This is a genomic window from Sporolactobacillus sp. KGMB 08714 (assembly GCF_036598985.1).
Taxonomy (GTDB): Bacteria; Bacillota; Bacilli; order Bacillales; family Sporolactobacillaceae; genus Sporolactobacillus.
Genome location: NZ_JAUUBW010000016.1, coordinates 21,438 through 40,666, shown reverse-complemented (window position 1 = coordinate 40,666; position 19,229 = coordinate 21,438). Strand labels below are relative to the sequence as shown.

Genomic DNA, 19,229 nt, shown 5'->3' with positions numbered 1-19,229 from the left:
TGCATGCCCCCCTTAATCATCCTGGCTCATTTTGAACACCGCCATGAACGCTTCCTGAGGCACCTCGACGTTTCCGACTGCCTTCATCCGCTTTTTGCCTTCTTTCTGCTTCTCCAGCAATTTGCGTTTTCTGGAAACGTCGCCGCCGTAACATTTGGCCAGCACATTCTTGCGGAGCGCTTTTATCGTTGAACGGGCGATGACTTTCTGGCCGATCGCCGCCTGAATCGGCACTTCGAATTGCTGGCGCGGAATCAGTTCCTTCAGTTTTTCGACAATTGCCTTACCGCGGTCAAAAGCAAATTCTTTGTGAACAATGACGGAAAGCGCGTCCACTTTTTCCCCGTTCAGAAGAATATCCATTTTGACCAGATCGCCGGACCTGTAACCGTTCATCTCGTAATCAAGCGATGCATAGCCTCTCGTGCTGGATTTCAGTGAGTCGAAAAAATCATACATAATCTCGGAAAGCGGCAAGTCGTAAATGACATTGGTACGGTTCTCATCCAGATATTCCATATTCTTAAATTCGCCGCGTTTTTTCTGACACAGTTCCATGATGGCGCCGACGTAATCATTCGGTGTCATGATTGTCGCCCGGACGAAAGGTTCTTTCACTTCAGCGATGAATTTCCGTTCGGGCATTTCCGATGGATTGCCGACGCGGACCGTCGATCCGTCGGTCAGCACGACCTGATAGATTACGCTGGGAGCGGTAGCGATCAGATCGATATTAAATTCCCGTTCGAGACGCTCCTGAACAATATCCATGTGAAGCAATCCGAGAAAACCGCAGCGGAACCCGAAGCCGAGCGCCTCGGATGTTTCCGGTTCATACTGAAGCGCCGCATCATTCAGCTCGAGGCGTCCGAGCGCCTCGCGGAGGTCGTTGTATCGCGCGGTATCGATCGGATAGAGTCCGCAGTAGACCATCGGGTTCATCCGCCGGTAGCCCGGAAGCGGTTTGGTGGCCGGGCGTTCCGCATCGGTGACCGTGTCGCCCACACGCGTATCGTGAACCGATTTGATCGAAGCCGTCAGAAAGCCGACATCCCCGACCGACAGCTGATCCCTTGTCTCGATTTTCGGCGTGGACACGCCCACCTCGGTGACTTCGAACGTTTTTCCGTTCGCCATCATCCGGATTCTGTCGCCGACTTTGACTGTTCCGTCCACAATCCGGACATAAACAACGACGCCTCTATAGGAATCGTATAACGAATCGAAAACAAGCGCACGGAGACGAGCGTCCGGATCTCCCTGCGGCGCCGGAATTTTTTCGATAATCTGTTTCAGAACCGCGTCGGTGCCGATGCCCGTCTTCGCCGAAGCCAGAACTGCTTCCGAGGCATCAAGACCGATGACATCTTCAATTTCCTTTTTTACCCGGCCGGGATCGGCATTTGGCAAATCAATCTTATTTATGACCGGAATAATTTCGAGATTATTTTCCAAAGCCAGATAAACATTCGCCAGCGTCTGAGCCTGAACGCCCTGGGCGGCATCAACGACAAGCAGGGCGCCTTCGCACGCCGCCAGACTCCGGGAGACTTCATAAGAAAAATCGACGTGCCCCGGCGTGTCGATCAGGTGAAAAATATAGGTTTCGCCGTTCGGCGCTTTATAAGTCAGTTCAACGGCATTCAGCTTGATTGTAATTCCGCGTTCTCTTTCCAGGTCCATCGCGTCCAGCGTCTGCTCCTTCATCTCCCGTTGGGTCAGCGCCTGTGTCGCTTCCAGTATCCGGTCGGCAAGCGTCGACTTGCCGTGATCGATATGGGCGATGATTGAAAAATTACGGATGTGTGACTGCCGGCTGTTTCTATTTTCTGCCATCTGCGTTCCTCCTGCTCCAAAACACCTTGCTTACGTTCGATTATAGCAATCGGACCAGACCGTTTCAACGCGGAAAAAGCCGGAACGAAGAGATTCCGGTTCGATCCATCTGTTTAAATGCCGGCAATAAAGGGAAAGAACAGGCGTGGAAGGAATCGATCTGCGGAGAAATTCAGCCGGAACCTTGAATCACTCCCCTGACCATTCCGGCTACCTGGCCCACGCCCCAGAGAAAAAGTCGGGAAACTTTATTTGAAAAAGCTTCACCCGTATTTTTTACCGCTGCCGATCCGGAACGAGGCGATTTAATAGACGTATTTTGTCCAGCCGTTGTCTGAGCCATCCCGCCGGCTGCCGCCGGATGCAATCCGGAGGAAGAACTGGCGCCCGGCTGAGCGGCCGTGCTTCGGCTGTTTCCCGTTTGAACGTTTGTTTGCGTATTGATGCTTTGCGCATCTCTGACTGTGACCGCTCCGTAGAGGACGCAGAGCATCAGGACTGAGAAAATAACCAGCATTTCGATGACGATCCGTTTCACACTCATCGCTCTCCTCTGCCCGTCGATAAGGCTTGTCCGCCTGTCGCCTTGTTTATACAGAATTTTATGCGTCCCAATTAATTCTATGACGCTTAGTGTGTGAAATGCCCGAAATTCTCCTGGTTCACTTGCCTGTGCAGGGCGGCATTCAGACCACCGGCCAGAACATTGCCCATTTTCTCAATAAAAAAGTCGACTTCCTTCGGCGTGACCATCAGCTGGGTTCCGGAGGCACCCAGTGCTTCCTCGATCAGCTGAGCTTTCTCATCTTCATCCAGCGTGCCGACCAGGCCGAGAAACGCCGCCCTTTTTTCCTTGCTTGGAAGCGCCAGTTTTGTGTAATCCACTTTTTCACCGAACGGGAGCCACGAAGGGACGAGCGCGCTTGAAGGCTCCGTTTCGCCCATCTCATGTCCGAGATGCCTGAGCAGAAGATCGAGAACATCGCTCGTGATCGTTACCGCGTCGACTACGGTCGGCACACCGACCGCAATCACCGGAATCCCCAGCGTTTTTCTGCTGAGTTCTTTCCGGTTGTTGCCAATGCCCGATCCCGGATGAATGCCGCTGTCCGAAACCTGGATGGTCGTATTGACCCTTTCTATCGACCGTGAAGCGAGCGCATCGACGGCAATCAGAAAATCAGGTTTCGACCGGTCGATCACGCCCAGAATGATATCGCTTGTCTCAATACCGGTCAGACCCATAACACCCGGCGTAATCGCGCTTACCGGACGATAGCCTTTCTGAACGTTTTCAGGCTGCAGATTGAACAGATGTTTCGTGACCAGGATGTTCCCGACGACGCTTGGTCCCAGTGAATCCGGCGTTACCTTCCAGTTGCCCAGTCCGACAACCAGGCATTCGGCTTCTTCAGAGATATTCAGATCCTTGAGAAACTGCGCGAAATACCCGGCAAATAGTTTTTCTGTTTTTTCCTCTATTTCCGTGTCCCCAGTACGGAGCGCTTTGGCTTCAAAAGTCAGATAGGCACCCGGCTTCTTATTCATTCTCGCCGCCGCCTCCTGCTTTATCGTCATTTTTGTGACTTTAATTCCGTCCTCGTCTTTTTCTTCAACCGTGACGCCGTGATTGATCAGCGATTTTTTGCCGTCGGCCTCAATCGCCAGGTCGGTGCGAACACCGTAGGCGTGCAGATCCAATTTTTCCATATAACATTCCTCCGTCACTCCGTGTGGATGCTTCTATTTAAAAAGGATGGCCGATCACGGCATTTTTCATTCATCGTTGCAAAAGCGGTGCGGCTTTGATACAATACACTTTGTCAGAAATAATCTCAGCGAAACATGGATGCAGATTTCGTTTCAGCACTGTTTCTGCAGCCATTTGATTATGATTGACCGGAAATCCAGGCTTTGGAGGTGAACGCGATGCCAAATATTAAATCAGCCATTAAGCGCGTTAAGAAGAGCGAAGCCAATCGTCAGCACAATATGCAGTTTAAATCCGCCATGCGGACGGCGATCAAGTCGTTTAACGCAAAAGCAGAAGAAAAAGATGTTGAATCGGCAAAAGAAGCTTTTATTGCCGCTACTAAAAAGGTCGACAAGGCGGCTTCGAAGGGCTTGATTCACAAAAACAAAGCAGCTCATGAAAAATCGAGACTGTCCAAGAAACTGAATGAACTGAACGCCTGAATTTAAAAAGAAGGGGCCGCGAAATCGCGGCCCCATTTTTTTATAAAAAAATAATCAGAAATAAACGGTATCGGGAACAGAGAGAAGCCGGCATTCTTTACGCAGAAGCTGCCGACGCGATACGGTGGATCAGCAGTTCCAGGGCAAGCAGTTTGTCCATGCCCCCTGTTTTGATCCGGTAATCGGCCTCCGCACACTTCTCGAGAGCCGTTTTCAGCATGTCGGCACTGTATAGGCGCGACTGATCAGCGGCAAGCTTTACCGCATAGGGGTGCACCCCGATTTTTCCGGCAATATTCTTCTGAGTATATCCGGCATCGCGGTAGCAGGCCACTTGATAGACGATGCGGAACTGCCGTTCGAGCAGAGCGAGCAGTTTGAGCGGTTCTTCTTTCATACTCACCAGCTCGTGGAGCAGGTGAAGCGCATCCGCCGTTTTTTTCTGCATCACTTTATTGACCAACAGAAAAACATTGGTTTCAAGCGAACGCGAACCGATTTCCAGCACGGCGTCGCGATCGATCGTCCTGTTTTCACCGCAATACAGGGCACATTTTTCAACTTCATTCGCCAGTTGTGTCAGATGCGGGCCGACTGACGAGAGCAGCTGTTCATGCCCTTCTTTTGTATAAACAGATCCGTGCCGGGCCGCAATTTTTTCCAGAAGCGCATAAAGTGTCGCATCCGAAAGTCTGGACAGCTCGTATACATGGGCCGTTTTTTCCAGAGTTTTGACCAGTTTCTTGCGTTTGTCCAGTTTCTCATAATGGGCTTCAATCAGCAGAACCGTATCGGGAGAAGGCTTTTCAATATACTGCTCAAACCGTCGCAGATTGTGGTCGACTTTTGTTCTCGCTCTTTCTGCGGTCAGAAAAAACGGATTCTCGATCAGCACGACTCTTTTTTCGCCCATGAACGGAACGGTCTCCGCATCTTCGAGAGCGGATTCGACCGGAACTTCCAGCATATCATAACTGGAAAAATTAAAATCGCGCGATTCAGCGGGCAATGCTTCCCGGATAATATTTCTTTTGACCAGCCGGAGCAGATAATCCTGGGTTCCGTAAAGCAGGTAGACGGGCGCCAGCGGTTTCCGGACCGACAAATCCATTTGTTTGATCTGTGCCAGTTTCTTTCGCCCCCCTTATACCGTTTACTTTACAGTCCGAAAAGACGGTTGACAAGAGAAAAGAGACCGGCTTTTGCGGCCGATCCCTGATTTATATATGAACGTTTGTCTCGCAGAGCCTAGGACAGCGCGGGACAGACGATGTTCTGTTTCTCTCTCTATGTTATCCTATGTGCAGGCAAAGTATGGGTGACAACACTTGTCAGCACCCGCAAAATGCTGGAAAAAATATGCCTCTGATCACTCCTGAACGACAGCCATTCGAATCCGGACAATCCGCGATTTGGTAAACAGAAACTGGAGCGCACCCGAACGGTCCGTTCTCATCGCCGCTATACGATGCGCCTGCAGGCGGTCCAGCACTTCCTGGTGAGGATGGCCGTAACGGTTATTTTTGCCGGCGGAAATAATAGCTATGGACGGATTTAATTGGTTCAGCCAGTTTTCGGAACTCGAGGTCCGGCTGCCGTGATGGCCGAGTTTCAGCACATCCGCCCGAACGGCCGGATAGTGGGCAATCAGTCTTCGTTCGCCGTCGCTTCCCAGATCTCCCGTAAAAATCCAGCTTTTCCCTCCGAGCGTCGACTGAAGCACAAGCGAATCGTCATTTCTGTTCAAACGTCCGGCCGGCGAAAGCACATAAAAGACAGTACCTCCGATGTTCAGCCTGTCCCCTGATTTTAATTCATCGATTTCACTTCCGGTACCGGCGGCTTTCCTGAACAGCTCGATATCCGCCGGATCCGGGTCGAAATACGGGCTGATGACAAGCCTTTTAATCGGCAGCTGACCGACGATGCTTTTCATACCGCCGATGTGATCATAATCGCTGTGCGTCATGACAACAGCATCCAGCGATCCGACCCCCATCGCCCTCAATTCATGAAGAACAACGTCTCTGCCTACCTCAAAAGGTCTTCTCCGCTTCTCCCAGTTTTTCTGAAAATAGGGCAGCGAGCCGCCGCTGTCAATCAGTATATTCCCCTGCCGATGCGGCAGCCGGATCAGAATGCTGTCTCCCTGGCCGACATCGAGGAACGTAACCGAACCGTAGGGGCTGAGCCAGTCGGATAAGACAACGAGCGCGTAAATCAGAAAAAACGGGGCAATGAGAAGCGGCAGCGTCCATGAGGCGCTGAACCGCTCCCAGATCAGAAGAACAGTAAAAATAATCACAATAGCTGACGAAAGAAGCCAGGGAGACAGCGCACCGTAATTCAGCTGCAGGACCGGATGCCTGTACAGAAACAGAAGCGCCTGATGCGGAAAAGTGAGGAACGAATCGATAACAAAGGACATAAAATCCGCTGAAAAGGGAGAGAGAATGCCGACGAGGTAAGCGCCTGCCGAGAGAGGAAGAATGACAAACGTCAGAAAAGGGACAAAAAACATGCTGAGGAAAAAGTTAATCAGAGGAAGCTGATAAAAGCTGAAAATAACCATCGGAAAAACGGCAAGCTCACTGACAATCGATAAAACGGCGATTCGGATCAGCGGTGACCGGTACCTTTCCAGAATCTGCGGTCCGGTAATCAAAATCGCAAATGTTGCGGCAAAGGATAATTGAAAACCAAGATCAAAGACAACATTCGGATCCCCGACAACCATGATCAGGCAGGCGCCGCCGATTACATCGGCAGCCTTCAGCCGGCGCTTCTTAAAAAGATCAGACAGGAAAAACAGACAGGCCGTCAGCCCGGAGCGAACGATCGACGGCTCGGCCCCGGTTAAGATAACATACACCGGGACAAGCAGCAGAAACAGGATGACGATATGCTCCCTGATCATGCCGAGACGCCGGGCAATGAAAAAGAGGCAGCCGAAAATGACGGCTACGTGCATGCCGGAAACGACCAGCAGGTGGACAAGACCGAAAAGCCGGTATGCATCGGCAAGTTCCGGATTAAAACCGCTGTCGTCACCGAAAACGAGTGCATCGATCATTTCAGCGCTCGCAGGGGAGAACAGAGCATTGACCCGGTCGATCTGATCCTGGCGGAAACGTTTCAGACGATTGACCGGAGAAACAGGCCCGTCCCGGCAGAGCGGGGGTCCGTTGGCTTTAAGTATCCAATAGACATGGCGAAACGCAAGATATCGGCGATTGTCGAAGGCATGAAAATTCGAAGGCGCCGCGGGGCGTTCAAGCCGGCCGGACAGCCGGCACCTCGCTCCCGGCCGGATCGATCGTTTCAGTTTATTCTTCACTTCTTCCGAAGGCAGCTTCACAAAGGTCTGCACCACTTCGCCCGAAGACGTCTTCAGCATGAAGCTTAACTGATTCCCATCAAAAACAGGACTGTTTTCCACTGTCCCTTCAAAGACTGACTGTTTCTCCGATAAAACGGTCCGGTCTGTCCGGAAAAAGAAAACATCGGCACCGATAATCAGAAACAGCACCGCAAAAGCCGCCAGCATCCGGAACTGTCTCCCGAAAATCAGATAAATCCCGTATGCAACGAGCAGGAGAAGCGGGACGGCGGACCGCTCCGCTGCCGCCCAGGCCGAAAGACAGGCGCACAGCGCAAGAAGATGCCATTTTCCTGCGAACGGCATTACATACCGCGGGCAAACAGCTGCTCCGCCTGATCATACAAACGATGCAGCTCTTCTTTTTCCATGCCGGACTCTTCCAGCTTTTTAAAAAGCGATGCAATATAGGCCAGCTGCTTTCCGGAAATGTCCTGCTCTCTTCCGTCAAAAATATTGTCAAAAGGAACTTTTTTGACGGCTACTTTCGCCGTTTTAAAGAGTTCTTCCGCATAGGGATGATTCTTGTAGTCATTCGCATAATAAACACTCCGGATCCCTGCCTGAATGATTGCTTTCGTGCACTGGATGCAGGGAAAATGTGTGATGTAAATCTCTGCGCCCTCAGTCGGTTCGCCGAACTTCGCACATTGCAGGATGGCGTTCATCTCGGCATGTATCGTTCTGACGCAGTGGCCGTCAATCACGTAGCATCCTTCATCGGTACAGTGCACGCCTCCCGATATTGAACCATTGTACCCGCCCGCAATAATGCGTTTGTCGCGGACGATCGTCGCACCGACGACCAGGCGCGTGCATGTGCTGCGCGACGCCAGCAGATGGCTCTGCGCCATAAAGTATTGATCCCAGGATAATCGTTTCATCTTTTGTCCTCCCTAAAAAAGTAAAAGTGTCCTGTCCCCATTGTATCAGAACCTGCAGCCGGAGAAAGATTAATTTACCGTTGCCGAGGGTTTGATTTTCTCCAAAGATTTTTCGCCGATGCCCGAGACATTGGTCAGTTCATCAACCGTTTTAAAAGGACCGTGCTCATTTCGGTACGCGACAATCGCCTTCGCTTTTGCCGGACCGATGCCCGGGAGATCCTGCATACCCTGTTCATCTGCAGTATTAATATTCACCGTCTTTTCCCGGTCCGACCCGCCCGAAGCTGCGGCAGCGGAATCGGCGGCGGGCGGGCCCGCTAAAATCGGGCTCTCTTTTTCCCCTTTTTCCGGCACATAAACGACCATCTCATCCGCAACCTTCCGGGCAAGATTGATTTGGCTGCCGTCTGCCTTTTCAGTGAGGCCGCCCGCGCTGCGTATGGCATCAACCACGCGGTCGGAAGCATTCATCCGGTAAATTCCGGGCGCCCTGACCGCACCTTTCACATCGACGACAGCGGCGGCGGACGATTGCTTTTTTTCAGTTTGCGCCGTTCCGGACAGTTGTTCGGCCGTTTTTTTCTGATCGGTTTTTGAAAACATGGATTCTGTTTTCGCCGTTTCGGAAGCTGACTTCGCCGTATAATACCGGTACATGACCAGAAGCGAAAGACTGGCGGCGGCAAGCAGTGCGAACAGCACGATTTTGTGCTTTCGCCATAATTTCTCCATAGATCCACTTCCATTCACTTAGAATCGTGTTCTGTGCCGCCCGCCGGGGACATATGATGTTTCACCCGGGCATACAATCCAGGGGATACCGGCAGATCGAGGTGAGGCAATCATGAAGATCGGCGTGATCGGAACCGGAAACATGGGCTCGCTGATCGTTGACGTCCTGATAAAAAGTAAAGCGGTCAAGGCGAAAAGCATCTCTGTAATGAACCGGACGGAGAAAAAGGCGCTGAACCTGACTGAAAAGTATCCGGGGCTGACAGTCCATCATTCCGCGGCCGAAGTGATCCGGCATTCAGCCCTTATTTTTCTCTGTGTCCGGCCGCCTCAGTTTTTCCCCTTGCTGCAGTCCGTCCGCGGCGTCTGGAACGCCGATCAGACAGCCGTTTCGATAACAAGCCCGCTTGCGGTCGGACAGCTTGAAACAATGATTGACTGCCCGGTTGCAAGGGTCGTCCCGAGTATTGTCAATCGGGCTCTTTCCGGAAGCACGCTTGTCACGTTCGGTGCAGGCATGAATGACCGTATGAAGAATAGACTGTGGGATCTTCTTGAACGTTTTTCGCATCCGATCGAGATCGCGGAAGAGAATATCCGTGCCGCCTCGGACATCTCAAGCTGCGGTCCGGCCTTTCTCTCTTTTTTGCTTGAAAAAATGGTGGACGGCGCTGTCCGATCCACGCATATTCCCCAAAAAGAAGCCGCGGAATTAACCACTGAAATGGTTATCGGATTGGGAAAACTGCTCGAGCAAAAGACGTACACACTGGAACAATTAAGAAAAAAAGTTACGGTTAAAGGCGGGGTAACAGGGGTTGGCCTGGACGTGCTCAGTCACGGATGCGGCACTGTTTTTGAGCATCTTTTTGAAGAAACGCAGAAGAAATTCCTGGAAGATCATCTCGCCGTGGATCCGTTTTTCAGTAAGACAGACTGAATGCGGCGGCAAAATAAAAACAGAACACACTTTCTCTATTCTTCCCGGCAAACACGGAATCCTCCCCACAAATGTGACAAAATGAAGAAATCGTCAGCCGTAAAGATCGAAGGACATTTATCCGGAGAAAGGCCGGATGTGGCGCAGATATTTTTAAAGCCGCTTCAGAGCGGCTTTTTTTCCAATGTATAAAGCGGAGCGTCGCCCCACAATTTTTCCAGCTGGTAGTAATCGCGCTCGTCTTTATGGAAAACATGCACGATCACGTCACCAAGATCAACAAGTACCCAGCGCGCCTGATCGTAACCCTCAAGCCTGCGCACGGCGAGCCCTTTTTCTTCTGCTGCCTTTTTCAGTGCCATCGAGATAGCCTGTACTTGTTTTTCCGAATTGCCGTGACAGATGATAAAATAATCGGCCACAATTGAAATGCCTTTCATTTTCAGCATGACAATATCCTGAGCTTTTTTATCATCCGCTACTTCGGCAAAATATTTTACCCATTCCTCACTGTTCATTAAGTCACCTCATTGTATTTTTCATACTTTCTGTCAGGCAAGATCATTATATGCTTCGAATGTTTTCGGATAGACACGCTGCCGCTTATCAAGAAGATGAATAATCGTTCTCTGCAGTTCCTGATAAACCGCTTCATCCAGGCTGTGCCGGGCAGCTGCGCGCACCTCGTCGACTCCGGGAAAATCGCGGCCCGGCTCAATATAATCCGCGAGAAAAATGATTTTTTCGAGATCCGTCATGCCCTTCCTGCCTGTTGTATGATAGATGATAGCGTTCAGAACTTCACGGTCATCAATTCCGTAATGTTCCTGGACATAAGCCGCACCGGCGGGAGCGTGCCACAGCTTGGCCGAATAGTTGAGATAATCATCTGAGATGTCGCTCCGGCCCAGAATGATCTTTTTTAACTGATCATCCGGAAAATATTTAACGATATCATGGAGCATGCCGGCCAGTTTGGCCTTATCCGTGTCCGCTCCGTATACCTCCGCAAGTTTCCCAGCCGTTCTTGAAACACCCAGTGAATGGGCAAAGCGTTTTTCCGGCAGAATGTTTCTGATTGCCTGTTCCGCTTCCTCAATCTTCATAAAGTCCTCTCTCCTCAATATATGTTTTGACCGCATCCGGCAAAAAATACCGGCATGACAGCCCGGCCTTCAGCCGTTCACGAAGAAAACTGGACGAAATGTCCACCTGAGGCATATCTATATAAATAATGTCGGCATTTGCCGGGTGCCCGGCCCGATAGCCCGGCCGCCGGAACCCGATAAATGTTGTCAGCCTGCAAAGCTCGTCAATGCCGTTCCACGTCGGCAGATCATTGACCATATCAGCGCCGAGGATAAAGAAAAAACGGTCATCCGGATAGGTTCCTGTCAGCTCTTTTAAAGTGTCGACTGTATAAGAACGGCCGCCTCTGTTCACTTCTACTAATGACAATCTGAAACGGTTATTGTCCTGAATCGCCCGCTTCACCATTTCCACCCGGAACCCGGCATCCGTGTGTGCGATCTTCCCCTGTTTATGCGGCGGAATGTAACTCGGCATGAACCAGACCTGATCGAGTTCGCATCTCTCCAAAGCTTCCTGCGCGATCAGCAGATGCGCAAGATGGGGCGGATCAAAAGTGCCCCCTAACAATCCGATTCTTCTCATGAAATGGGTCTTCCTTATCCTTTCGGACATTCAATCCGTTTATGTTCTTTCGATTCCCTGTATAAAATCAGTGTATGACCGATGATCTGCACAAGTTCGGCATGCGTTTTTTCTGCAATCCGCCTGCCCGCTTCTCCGGCATTCTCGGTCGTATTCTGCAGCAGCGAAACTTTAATAAGTTCGCGTTTCTCAAGAACGTCGTCCAATTCACTGAAAACCGCTTCGTGCAGACCCGCTTTTCCGATTTGAAAAACCGGCTTCAACGAATGGGCCTTTTTTTCTAGAAATTTTCTTTGCCTGCTGTTAAGCATTCGTCCGATCCTTCCGTCTTAAATTGCCGGATCCGAAGGCGTGCGGTCCGTCCGGCCTCACGCTTCGATCCGATTGATCATTTTAAAAACAGTCCCTGAAGCAGTTTCTCTGCCCCCGGAACGTCCGGCATGAAGCCCGTCCACTTCTTAAAGGCATAGGCTCCCTGGCAAATAAGCATGGGCAGGCCGTTCAGCACCGGATTGCCCATTCTCTCCGCCCGCCTGAGCAATGCTGTCCGGAACGGTTTGTAGATCAAATCCGCAAACAGCGTATCCCGCTTCGCAGCGCCGATATCAATCACCGGCGCGTCCGTATCCGGATTCAGGCCGACAGACGTACAATTGATCACCATATCGTATCGTCTGAGCCGCTTCTCGGCTTCAGAGGGTCCAAAAGCCTCGGACAGGCAAAATTTCCCGCATGTCTCGCTCAGAACGGCCGCCTTTGCCAGCGTACGATTGCAGACGTCGACTCTTCCGGCCATATCTTTCGCCAGCGTCACGGCTACCGCCTTTGCCGCTCCGCCGGCACCCAGAATCAAAGCGGACGGCTTTCCGGTACAGAGCTGAGGGAAGCGTGTTTCCACGCTTTTTAAAAAACCGATTCCGTCGGTATTATAGCCGATCAGCCGGCCGTCTGCCCGGACGACCGTGTTGACGGCCCCGATGATCCGTGCGTCTTTGTCCGTTTCGTCCAGAAACGGAATGATCGCCGATTTATGCGGAACGGTCACATTGAATCCGCCGGCACCCAGCGCTTTCAGGCCGGCGACCGCACGGGCAAGATTATCTTTTGTGACATGAAAAGCTTCATAGTGGACATCAAGGCCCGCACGGCCGAACCAGAACTCCTGCATGAGCGGCGATAAAGACTGTTCGATCGGGTCTCCGATGACACCATACCATTTTCTCATCGTTTCTACCCCTTGATAATTGAAGAACGGACGGACACGCCGATGCCTTCGGGAGCAAATGCCGACAGCCGCGCCCCTCTTCCTTTGATTGTCACCCAGCCGAGCCCTGAAAAAACAATGTCCGTGTTCAGGTCCCCGGTCCGGAAGTCAAAACGTTTCATAACCGGGAGCTGATCACGGCGGCTGGGGGGGGCCAGCAGATGCCCGTATTGCCGTTTGAACAGATCCTCGGCATTCTCCAGCTTGGTCCGATGAATAACAAGCGCATTTGAGGCGTAAACAATTAATGAACGCCTCCCGGCTCCCAGATAATCCACACGGGCAAGCCCGGCAAGAAAAAGAGTCTGGCCTTCATTCAATTGGAAGACTTTCGGCTTGATTTCTTTATTCGGCATGACCTGCCGGTAGTCCCCGGCATCAACAAAATGAATCATCTGCCTGAGATTCACCACACCCGGCGTGTCATACAGCGTGCAGCCGTCGCTCAGCGGAATTCCGATGAAGTTCAGCGTCGTCCCGGGAAAGCGGGATGTAGTGATCGCACTGTCTCCGCCGCCCGGCTCCCCAATCAGATGATTGATAAACGTCGATTTACCGACATTTGTCGATCCGACAATGTAAACATCTCTTCCGTCTCTATAAAAGTCCATGTTTTGCCGGACTGTATCAATGCCGTGATTTTTTTCGGCACTCATCAGCAGAATATCGACAGGTTTCAAGCCGAGTTCCTTGGCAGAACGCCTCATCCAGCTCTTCAGCCTGTTGGCGTTTGTCGATTTCGGCAGCAGATCCTGCTTATTTCCGACAAGCAGAACCGGATTTTTCCCGACAAAGCGCTGAATCCCGGGGACCCAGCTGCCGGAAAAATCAAAAATGTCGACCAGATAAACAACTAAAGCGTCGACTTCAGCAATCTGCGAGAGCATTTTCAGAAAATCGTCGCCGGCGATCGGAACAGACTGCACTTCGTTATAGTGCTTCAGCCGGAAACAGCGTCGGCAGACAACCGGATCGTTCCTCAGTGCGGCGGGCGGCGCATAGCCGAGAGCCGTCTCATCTTCCGTCTGGATTTTTACGCCGCATCCTGCGCAATAGATGTCACTCATATCCTCTAGTCCTCCCATTTCAGCCAGCCCCGCCGGCGCATCAGTGAAAGGATGAGCCGCTCCATCTGCCGGCTGAACTTTGTCGCCCAGCCGTCGCTTGAAGTAACCGGAACAACCAGAATGGTGTGGGCTCCGATCCGGTTTCCGCCCCAGACATCGGTCATAATCTGGTCGCCGGCCACGACCAGTTCGTCCTCTCTCAGATTCATCTCTTTCATGGCGCGTCTGAAAGCACTGGCAAACGGTTTTCGTGCCCGAAAAATGTAAGGGACCTGCGCAGGTTCGGAAAAAGTCCTGACGCGTTTCTCATTGTTATTCGACAGAATCATGACAGAAATGCCCGCTTTTTTAAAAGATGCGAACCACTTGACCAGTTCCGGCGTCATATGCGATTCATTCCAGGCAACAAGCGTATTGTCCAGATCGGTAATCAGCCCGCGCACTCCCCTCTTTTTCAGTTCCTCGGGCCGAATAGCCAATATACTTTCTACATGTTCATCCGGCAGGAATTTTTTTAACAATAGATCAGCACCTCATATTCTTACTTTATTCTCCCACATGTCGCCGGTTTTACCAAGTCCCGGAGCAAATTTTGCTTTTAATCTTTTCAGCGCCTGAAAAAAAGCGAAAGTATATGTTCCGTTTTTAAAAACGACATCCGCCGGGAAACGGATACCGGGCTTTTAAATTTTTTTCATACTATAAGAAGAAGAAGAAGCATAGAATTTCAGCGGGCTATAGTACAAGCGGCCGAATATAAGCGCCGCGTTCCGTAACCTGTTCGGCACCCGACCGTCCGCGGCCGCTGAGCCCCCGGCTCCGCCTGAAGGCCTGCTGCTCGCTAAATTATCTTTATCATAAAACATCTATTGACTTTAAGAGTACAACGTGACTAGTCAAGAATCAATATTAGTTTTTTCTGCCGTTAAGATGACTGCAGCCAAAAGAGAAGCGAAATATTTCGACAAAACATGACACCTCATTTTTTTGTGGATAACCTTGTCCACATCGCTTATTGATAAACCTCAGCAATTTTTTGAATTATAAACACTCCGTGCACAGTTTATCCACCCTATTATGTGGATAAGTTGGCTGATTGTCCCCCATGAATGTTCATGATAGAGTGAATATGAAAAAGATGCACTTCAGAAAATCAGGAGGTGGCCACCGGAAACGGGCAAAAATGGAAAACCTGTCGGATGATCTGCTGATCGAGTCTTATGTTAAGGCCATGAAATATCATTTAAGCAGTGAATTTATACAGTTGATCGAGCAGGAGGTGGAACGAAGAAAACTGACGAAACGCCTGCATCAAATGAATGGCGGCGCCGGATCCCGTCAGTGATTCAACCGGGCTTTCATCAATAGCCGGACCGGTCCAGAATCGGCAGACAGTCTTGTTAAATTCCGAACGCCTGCTCCGTAAAAAAGGTTTCATGAAGCGGGCACTCTTCCTGATCATTCCGGACGAATAAAATACCGCTTCGGCAATCAGCCGGACGGCGCTTTAGGCAGAGGCCGGCTCGCGCCGAACGGACGTCTCTTTTTATTCTATGCTCATACCTGTCCAGGGCATACCGCTCTCTGCCGCATCAGAGAGATATTTTTTTGCATACACGCATGGGTCCGGACGGGGAGGACAGGCACAGGACAGGGCGAAAGCCCATAGACTAAAAGACAGCAAAGAAAATCCATGCTTCGCTTGAGGAGTGAGAAGCCATGCTGTCGATTTTGGGCGGGTTCGCCTTTTTATTTAAACAAATATGGCTGCTTGTGTCCTACGTAAAAAACAATGCCTTTCCCCAGCCGCTGTCGGAGGAACAGGAAAAACAATGTCTGGAACAGATGGCAAACGGCGATCAGACGGCACGCAACAAACTGATCGAACACAATCTGAGACTCGTTGCCCATATCGTCAAAAAGTTTGAGAACACCAAGGAGGACACGGACGATCTGATTTCTATCGGCACAATCGGTTTGATTAAAGCGATTGAGAGCTATTCCGTCGGCAAAGGGACAAAACTGGCCACCTATGCGGCAAGATGCATTGAAAACGAGATACTGATGCACCTCAGAGGATTAAAAAAGACAAGAAAAGACGTCTCGCTGAATGACCCGATCGGGCAGGACAAAGAGGGCAACACCATTTCGCTGATCGATATTTTAAAATCTCAAAACAAGGACATCGTTGATGAAATTTCACTGAGCCTGGAATCCAGAAAAATTTACGGATCGCTGCATGTTCTTGATGCCCGCGAAAAAGAAGTGATCATTGACCGATTCGGGCTGGATAACCATCAGGAGCTGACTCAGAGAGAAATTGCGGAAAAACTGTCGATTTCCAGGAGTTATGTTTCCCGTATTGAAAAACGGGCATTGATGAAACTTTTCAACGAAATCTACAGGAGACCCAGTCATTGAACTGGGGACGTGCTGTCTGTTTTTTTTAATCCGACCGCTTCTCAGAGACATTTTTATGAGCATTCTCATTCTCCGTTCCGCGATCCAATGGTACACTCTAATTATAGACAACAAGGTGCAAAGCGGAGGAATGAGACATGGCTGAATCTGCAAATAAAAAATGTGTTCATCTGATGGTTGAGGGAGCGGTACAGGGCGTCGGTTTCCGTTATTTTACATGGCAGAAAGCCAGTGAACTGCACATCGCCGGCTGGGTGCGGAATCGCATGGACGGCAACGTGGAAATTGTTGCAGAGGGCTCTGAAACGGCTATTGAGCGATTTACCGCAGCCATTAAGAAAGGCAGTCCCTTTTCACACGTGGAAAACGTGGACGTGTACGTATATGACCATTCCAAGCATTTTACAACCTTTGATGTCGTCAGTTCGCTATGATAGGAATAGGACCTGGGGACGCGGGGGTTTCAGCAGGCAATCAACCCGTTTTTTTTTGATAGGTTCTGTGATACTTACTAAAAAATCAATCCGAATGGAGGCAATGAATGATGTACGATGTAGCCATTATCGGCGGCGGCCCGGCCGGACAGAGCGCTGCGCTGTTCACGGGCAGAGCGGGTTTAAAGACACTGCTTCTCGATAACGAGAAGGGGCTGACGAAAAGAGCGCTGGTCAAAAATCATTACGGTGTCGAAGAGATTACCGGATCGGATCTTGTTGCGGCCGGAAGAAGACAGGTCGAAAGCTTCGGAGCGGAAATACTTAAAGCGCAGGTGACCCTCGTAAGCAAGGAAGCAGACGGATTCAGGATCGAGACGGAAAGCGGAGAAACCTTCGAAGCGAAGCAAGTCATCCTGGCAACCGGTTCTAATCAGAAACTTGCCCAGACGATCGGTCTTAAAACGAAAGACGGCCGGGAAAAATACGTTAAGACGGTTATTGAGGCCGATCCGGCCGGACACACGAGCATCGACGGAATCTGGGCGGCAGGTGTCGCTGCCGGGGTCAGCGTCCACACGATCGTCACAAGCGGCGACGGTGCGAAGACGGCGATCAACCTGGTCAGTGAGCTGAGGGGCGAACGTTTTATCAGCCATGACGCGGTTCCCGCAAAATAATAAGCCGTTCCGATTTTAAAAGCGGCGGCGCAGAGCTGTACTTTTTAAGAAAAACGGACAGAAATCGCCTTTGTATAATGAAAACCCGTCAATTTTCATTATATGGGGCGATTTTTTAATTTTGATAAAGATTATAAAAAACGGGAGGATCGTCCAATAGCTCCCGATTTATTTGCAGAAACAGCCTTTCTTTTTGAACACAGAGACAGAATTAATAAAGCGGGACCGATCCAGAAATCGGTGCTGCGCAGTTTGTTGATTAAAAAAACAGCGTGCCGTTTGCGAAAATCTTATCGGCCTCCCGCTGTCCTTCACTATACGCCACAGCCGACAGTTTCTCTGCCGGACCATCATGCCGGATGACCGGCATCCGTAAACAGGCCTCTTCCGATCTTTCAGCACCGCCCGTCTTCAACCACGGCTCGCCAGAGGCAGCCCGGCTTTATCTAAGTGCCCCGCCGCATACGCTGAAATCAAATGCTTCGTACGAGTCCGCCGTCAACAAGCAGCGACTCTCCGGTTACATAGGAACAGGCATCCGACGCCAGAAAAGCGGCAGCACGGGCGAATTCTTCCGGCCGGCCGTACCGGCCGAGCGGAATTTCCGCTTCTGATTGCGCCCGGACATCCTGAACGGCGACGCCCGTCCGTTCGCTTGTCCGCCGGTCGAGCTCCGCGACCCGGTCCGTTGCAATCCGTCCCGGCGCAAGCGTATTAACCAATATGTTTTTATCGGCAAGTTCTCCCGCCAGCGTTTTGGTCAGGCCGACAATTCCCAGACGAAATGTATTGGATAAGACGAGGCCGTCAATCGGTTTTTTGATCGATGAAGAAGCAATATTAATGATGCGGCCGCCTCCCGACTTCTCCATAAGCGGAACGGCAAAGCGGATCGTTCGAATATAACTGAGCAGATTCAGCTCAAATGCCTTCTGCCAGTCTTCATCAGTCAAAGACAGGAAAGCCCCGCTCGGCGGACCGCCTGCGTTGTTGACCAGGATGTCCAGCCTGCCGAAATGCAGTCCGGCAAACTCACTAAGCGCATCCAGGTCATCCTTCTTCGAGACATCCGCAGGAAAATAAGTGACCGACGCCCCTTCGGAGAGCCGGTTCAATTCTTCTGCCGTTTTTTTTAAATGATCCGCGCTCCTGCTTGAAAGGATGACTTCCGCTCCCTCACTCACCAGCTGTCCGGCGATCGCCCGCCCAAGGCCCTTGCTTGACGCCAGAATCAGAGCGCGTTTTCCTTTTAGTCCTAAATCCATCTTTTGCTCCTCCCTGTCAATCCGCCCGGTCAGCACTCCGACGGCAGCGGATGCAGCGCCGGCACGCAGCGAACCGGGTCCGGATGTGATCTATTTTATTGATCCAGCTTATCTTTCAGTTTAGACATCCTCCAATAGAAAAAGAAAGTCAGAAGCAGAAATGCGAGACTTGATCCTGAAAGAATACTTAATTTCCAGCCTGCCTCCGCATATTGAGGCATCATTGTTCCCGTATATAGAAATGCACTCAGAAACAGGCAAAGCATGCCGATCCTGCGGCAGTCGATAATTTTTTCGTGAATGATTTTCTGATAATCTTTCATCTGCGATCCCTCCGTCAATCCCTACTTTAACATGTTCCCCGGAAAAATTGGAAAGGTAGTTTCTGACAGAAAAAAACGCCCGACCATCGAAGGGCACTGAAAAATTCGGAACAAGAGGAAGGTGCAAGCCG

22 protein-coding genes are annotated in these 19,229 nt (G+C 50.8%); 6 read left to right on the top strand and 16 right to left on the bottom strand.

The window, feature by feature from the left end; translation table 11 throughout:
* Positions 1-12 precede the first annotated feature (12 nt).
* The 3 genes from lepA to gpr form a co-directional block, all read right to left on the bottom strand.
* Positions 13-1,836 carry a translation elongation factor 4 gene (gene lepA / locus Q6A92_RS08985; protein ID WP_274398004.1) on the bottom strand — a complete coding sequence of 608 codons (1,824 nt, stop codon included), beginning with the start codon at positions 1,834-1,836 and terminating at the stop codon, positions 13-15.
* 172 nt (positions 1,837-2,008) lie between these two features.
* Entirely contained in the window at positions 2,009-2,380 is a 372-nt protein-coding gene (locus tag Q6A92_RS08980) for a hypothetical protein (protein ID WP_332237799.1), read from the bottom strand.
* An 86-nt stretch (positions 2,381-2,466) separates the two neighbouring features.
* Positions 2,467-3,546 (bottom strand): GPR endopeptidase, encoded by a 1,080-nt coding sequence (gpr, locus tag Q6A92_RS08975; RefSeq protein ID WP_332237797.1) that lies wholly within the window; start codon positions 3,544-3,546, stop codon positions 2,467-2,469.
* A gap of 219 nt (positions 3,547-3,765) precedes the next feature.
* Between gpr and rpsT the strand changes: the two genes are divergently transcribed.
* Complete coding sequence (gene rpsT, locus Q6A92_RS08970; RefSeq protein WP_274398008.1) at positions 3,766-4,032, top strand: 30S ribosomal protein S20; 267 nt, start codon at positions 3,766-3,768, stop codon at positions 4,030-4,032.
* 97 nt (positions 4,033-4,129) lie between these two features.
* Here the strand turns inward: rpsT and holA are convergent, their stop codons facing one another.
* The 4 genes from holA to Q6A92_RS08950 form a co-directional block, all read right to left on the bottom strand.
* Positions 4,130-5,143, bottom strand: a complete 1,014-nt coding sequence (gene holA, locus Q6A92_RS08965) for a DNA polymerase III subunit delta (protein ID WP_332237795.1) — start codon at positions 5,141-5,143, stop codon at positions 4,130-4,132.
* A gap of 258 nt (positions 5,144-5,401) precedes the next feature.
* A complete protein-coding gene (locus tag Q6A92_RS08960) occupies positions 5,402-7,717 on the bottom strand; it encodes a DNA internalization-related competence protein ComEC/Rec2 (RefSeq protein WP_332237794.1) in 2,316 nt (771 codons plus the stop codon).
* On the bottom strand, positions 7,717-8,295 hold the full coding sequence (locus tag Q6A92_RS08955) for a ComE operon protein 2 (RefSeq protein WP_274398011.1): 579 nt from the start codon (positions 8,293-8,295) through the stop codon (positions 7,717-7,719). The genes Q6A92_RS08960 and Q6A92_RS08955 overlap by 1 nt, the downstream gene beginning before the upstream one ends.
* A 69-nt stretch (positions 8,296-8,364) precedes the next feature.
* Positions 8,365-9,030: a helix-hairpin-helix domain-containing protein gene (locus tag Q6A92_RS08950; protein WP_274398013.1), complete on the bottom strand. Its 666-nt coding sequence runs from the start codon at positions 9,028-9,030 to the stop codon at positions 8,365-8,367.
* 112 nt (positions 9,031-9,142) lie between these two features.
* Here Q6A92_RS08950 and comER point away from each other — a divergent pair, with 112 nt between their 5' ends.
* Complete coding sequence (gene comER / locus Q6A92_RS08945) at positions 9,143-9,970, top strand: late competence protein ComER (protein ID WP_274398015.1); 828 nt, start codon at positions 9,143-9,145, stop codon at positions 9,968-9,970.
* Positions 9,971-10,134: 164 nt separating this feature from the next.
* Here comER and rsfS read toward each other — a convergent pair whose 3' ends face one another.
* From rsfS to Q6A92_RS08910, 7 genes are all read right to left on the bottom strand, one after another.
* Positions 10,135-10,488 (bottom strand): ribosome silencing factor, encoded by a 354-nt coding sequence (rsfS, locus tag Q6A92_RS08940; RefSeq protein WP_274398016.1) that lies wholly within the window; start codon positions 10,486-10,488, stop codon positions 10,135-10,137.
* Between the two features lie 33 nt (positions 10,489-10,521).
* Entirely contained in the window at positions 10,522-11,076 is a 555-nt protein-coding gene (gene yqeK, locus Q6A92_RS08935) for a bis(5'-nucleosyl)-tetraphosphatase (symmetrical) YqeK (protein WP_332237791.1), read from the bottom strand.
* Complete coding sequence (locus tag Q6A92_RS08930) at positions 11,066-11,644, bottom strand: nicotinate-nucleotide adenylyltransferase (RefSeq protein WP_274398019.1); 579 nt, start codon at positions 11,642-11,644, stop codon at positions 11,066-11,068. Before Q6A92_RS08930 ends, yqeK begins: the two co-directional genes overlap by 11 nt.
* Before the next feature lie 14 nt (positions 11,645-11,658).
* Positions 11,659-11,955, bottom strand: coding sequence for a ribosome assembly RNA-binding protein YhbY (gene yhbY, locus Q6A92_RS08925; RefSeq protein ID WP_274398021.1), 297 nt, complete (start codon positions 11,953-11,955; stop codon positions 11,659-11,661).
* Positions 11,956-12,032: 77 nt separating this feature from the next.
* Positions 12,033-12,869 (bottom strand): shikimate dehydrogenase, encoded by an 837-nt coding sequence (gene aroE, locus Q6A92_RS08920; protein WP_274398023.1) that lies wholly within the window; start codon positions 12,867-12,869, stop codon positions 12,033-12,035.
* A 5-nt stretch (positions 12,870-12,874) separates the two neighbouring features.
* Positions 12,875-13,975, bottom strand: coding sequence for a ribosome biogenesis GTPase YqeH (gene yqeH / locus Q6A92_RS08915; RefSeq protein ID WP_332237789.1), 1,101 nt, complete (start codon positions 13,973-13,975; stop codon positions 12,875-12,877).
* Positions 13,976-13,980: 5 nt separating this feature from the next.
* Positions 13,981-14,496, bottom strand: a complete 516-nt coding sequence (locus tag Q6A92_RS08910; protein ID WP_274398025.1) for a YqeG family HAD IIIA-type phosphatase — start codon at positions 14,494-14,496, stop codon at positions 13,981-13,983.
* Positions 14,497-15,158: 662 nt separating this feature from the next.
* Here Q6A92_RS08910 and Q6A92_RS08905 point away from each other — a divergent pair.
* The 4 genes from Q6A92_RS08905 (at position 15,159) to Q6A92_RS08890 (ending at position 17,510) form a co-directional block, all read left to right on the top strand.
* Positions 15,159-15,320 (top strand): sporulation histidine kinase inhibitor Sda, encoded by a 162-nt coding sequence (locus Q6A92_RS08905; RefSeq protein ID WP_274398297.1) that lies wholly within the window; start codon positions 15,159-15,161, stop codon positions 15,318-15,320.
* A 374-nt stretch (positions 15,321-15,694) separates the two neighbouring features.
* A complete protein-coding gene (gene sigK / locus Q6A92_RS08900; protein WP_274398026.1) occupies positions 15,695-16,396 on the top strand; it encodes an RNA polymerase sporulation sigma factor SigK in 702 nt (233 codons plus the stop codon).
* 137 nt (positions 16,397-16,533) lie between these two features.
* The gene (locus Q6A92_RS08895; protein ID WP_274398027.1) at positions 16,534-16,830 is read left to right on the top strand and encodes an acylphosphatase; all 297 of its coding nucleotides are present in this window, start codon (positions 16,534-16,536) and stop codon (positions 16,828-16,830) included.
* A gap of 110 nt (positions 16,831-16,940) precedes the next feature.
* Positions 16,941-17,510 (top strand): NAD(P)/FAD-dependent oxidoreductase, encoded by a 570-nt coding sequence (locus tag Q6A92_RS08890; RefSeq protein WP_274398298.1) that lies wholly within the window; start codon positions 16,941-16,943, stop codon positions 17,508-17,510.
* 473 nt (positions 17,511-17,983) lie between these two features.
* Here the strand turns inward: Q6A92_RS08890 and Q6A92_RS08885 are convergent, their stop codons facing one another.
* Positions 17,984-18,775, bottom strand: a complete 792-nt coding sequence (locus Q6A92_RS08885; protein WP_332237787.1) for an SDR family oxidoreductase — start codon at positions 18,773-18,775, stop codon at positions 17,984-17,986.
* 95 nt (positions 18,776-18,870) lie between these two features.
* A complete protein-coding gene (locus tag Q6A92_RS08880; RefSeq protein ID WP_274398029.1) occupies positions 18,871-19,098 on the bottom strand; it encodes a YrhC family protein in 228 nt (75 codons plus the stop codon).
* Positions 19,099-19,229: the final 131 nt, after the last annotated feature.

What these genes read in the sequence shown, in the direction of transcription:
- rpsT (WP_274398008.1), top strand. Translation starts at nt 3,766, where the DNA reads ATGCCAAATATTAAATCAGCCATTAAGCGCGTTAAGAAGAGCGAAGCC.
- aroE (WP_274398023.1), bottom strand. Translation starts at nt 12,869, where the DNA reads ATGAGAAAATGGTATGGTGTCATCGGAGACCCGATCGAACAGTCTTTA.
- Q6A92_RS08890 (WP_274398298.1), top strand. Translation starts at nt 16,941, where the DNA reads ATGTACGATGTAGCCATTATCGGCGGCGGCCCGGCCGGACAGAGCGCT.
- rsfS (WP_274398016.1), bottom strand. Translation starts at nt 10,488, where the DNA reads ATGAACAGTGAGGAATGGGTAAAATATTTTGCCGAAGTAGCGGATGAT.
- holA (WP_332237795.1), bottom strand. Translation starts at nt 5,143, where the DNA reads ATGGATTTGTCGGTCCGGAAACCGCTGGCGCCCGTCTACCTGCTTTAC.
- yqeK (WP_332237791.1), bottom strand. Translation starts at nt 11,076, where the DNA reads ATGAAGATTGAGGAAGCGGAACAGGCAATCAGAAACATTCTGCCGGAA.
- Q6A92_RS08950 (WP_274398013.1), bottom strand. Translation starts at nt 9,030, where the DNA reads ATGGAGAAATTATGGCGAAAGCACAAAATCGTGCTGTTCGCACTGCTT.
- Q6A92_RS08930 (WP_274398019.1), bottom strand. Translation starts at nt 11,644, where the DNA reads ATGAGAAGAATCGGATTGTTAGGGGGCACTTTTGATCCGCCCCATCTT.
- comER (WP_274398015.1), top strand. Translation starts at nt 9,143, where the DNA reads ATGAAGATCGGCGTGATCGGAACCGGAAACATGGGCTCGCTGATCGTT.
- sigK (WP_274398026.1), top strand. Translation starts at nt 15,695, where the DNA reads ATGCTGTCGATTTTGGGCGGGTTCGCCTTTTTATTTAAACAAATATGG.
- gpr (WP_332237797.1), bottom strand. Translation starts at nt 3,546, where the DNA reads ATGGAAAAATTGGATCTGCACGCCTACGGTGTTCGCACCGACCTGGCG.
- Q6A92_RS08885 (WP_332237787.1), bottom strand. Translation starts at nt 18,775, where the DNA reads ATGGATTTAGGACTAAAAGGAAAACGCGCTCTGATTCTGGCGTCAAGC.
- Q6A92_RS08960 (WP_332237794.1), bottom strand. Translation starts at nt 7,717, where the DNA reads ATGCCGTTCGCAGGAAAATGGCATCTTCTTGCGCTGTGCGCCTGTCTT.
- Q6A92_RS08880 (WP_274398029.1), bottom strand. Translation starts at nt 19,098, where the DNA reads ATGAAAGATTATCAGAAAATCATTCACGAAAAAATTATCGACTGCCGC.
- Q6A92_RS08895 (WP_274398027.1), top strand. Translation starts at nt 16,534, where the DNA reads ATGGCTGAATCTGCAAATAAAAAATGTGTTCATCTGATGGTTGAGGGA.
- yhbY (WP_274398021.1), bottom strand. Translation starts at nt 11,955, where the DNA reads ATGCTTAACAGCAGGCAAAGAAAATTTCTAGAAAAAAAGGCCCATTCG.
- Q6A92_RS08980 (WP_332237799.1), bottom strand. Translation starts at nt 2,380, where the DNA reads ATGAGTGTGAAACGGATCGTCATCGAAATGCTGGTTATTTTCTCAGTC.
- yqeH (WP_332237789.1), bottom strand. Translation starts at nt 13,975, where the DNA reads ATGAGTGACATCTATTGCGCAGGATGCGGCGTAAAAATCCAGACGGAA.
- lepA (WP_274398004.1), bottom strand. Translation starts at nt 1,836, where the DNA reads ATGGCAGAAAATAGAAACAGCCGGCAGTCACACATCCGTAATTTTTCA.
- Q6A92_RS08905 (WP_274398297.1), top strand. Translation starts at nt 15,159, where the DNA reads ATGGAAAACCTGTCGGATGATCTGCTGATCGAGTCTTATGTTAAGGCC.
- Q6A92_RS08955 (WP_274398011.1), bottom strand. Translation starts at nt 8,295, where the DNA reads ATGAAACGATTATCCTGGGATCAATACTTTATGGCGCAGAGCCATCTG.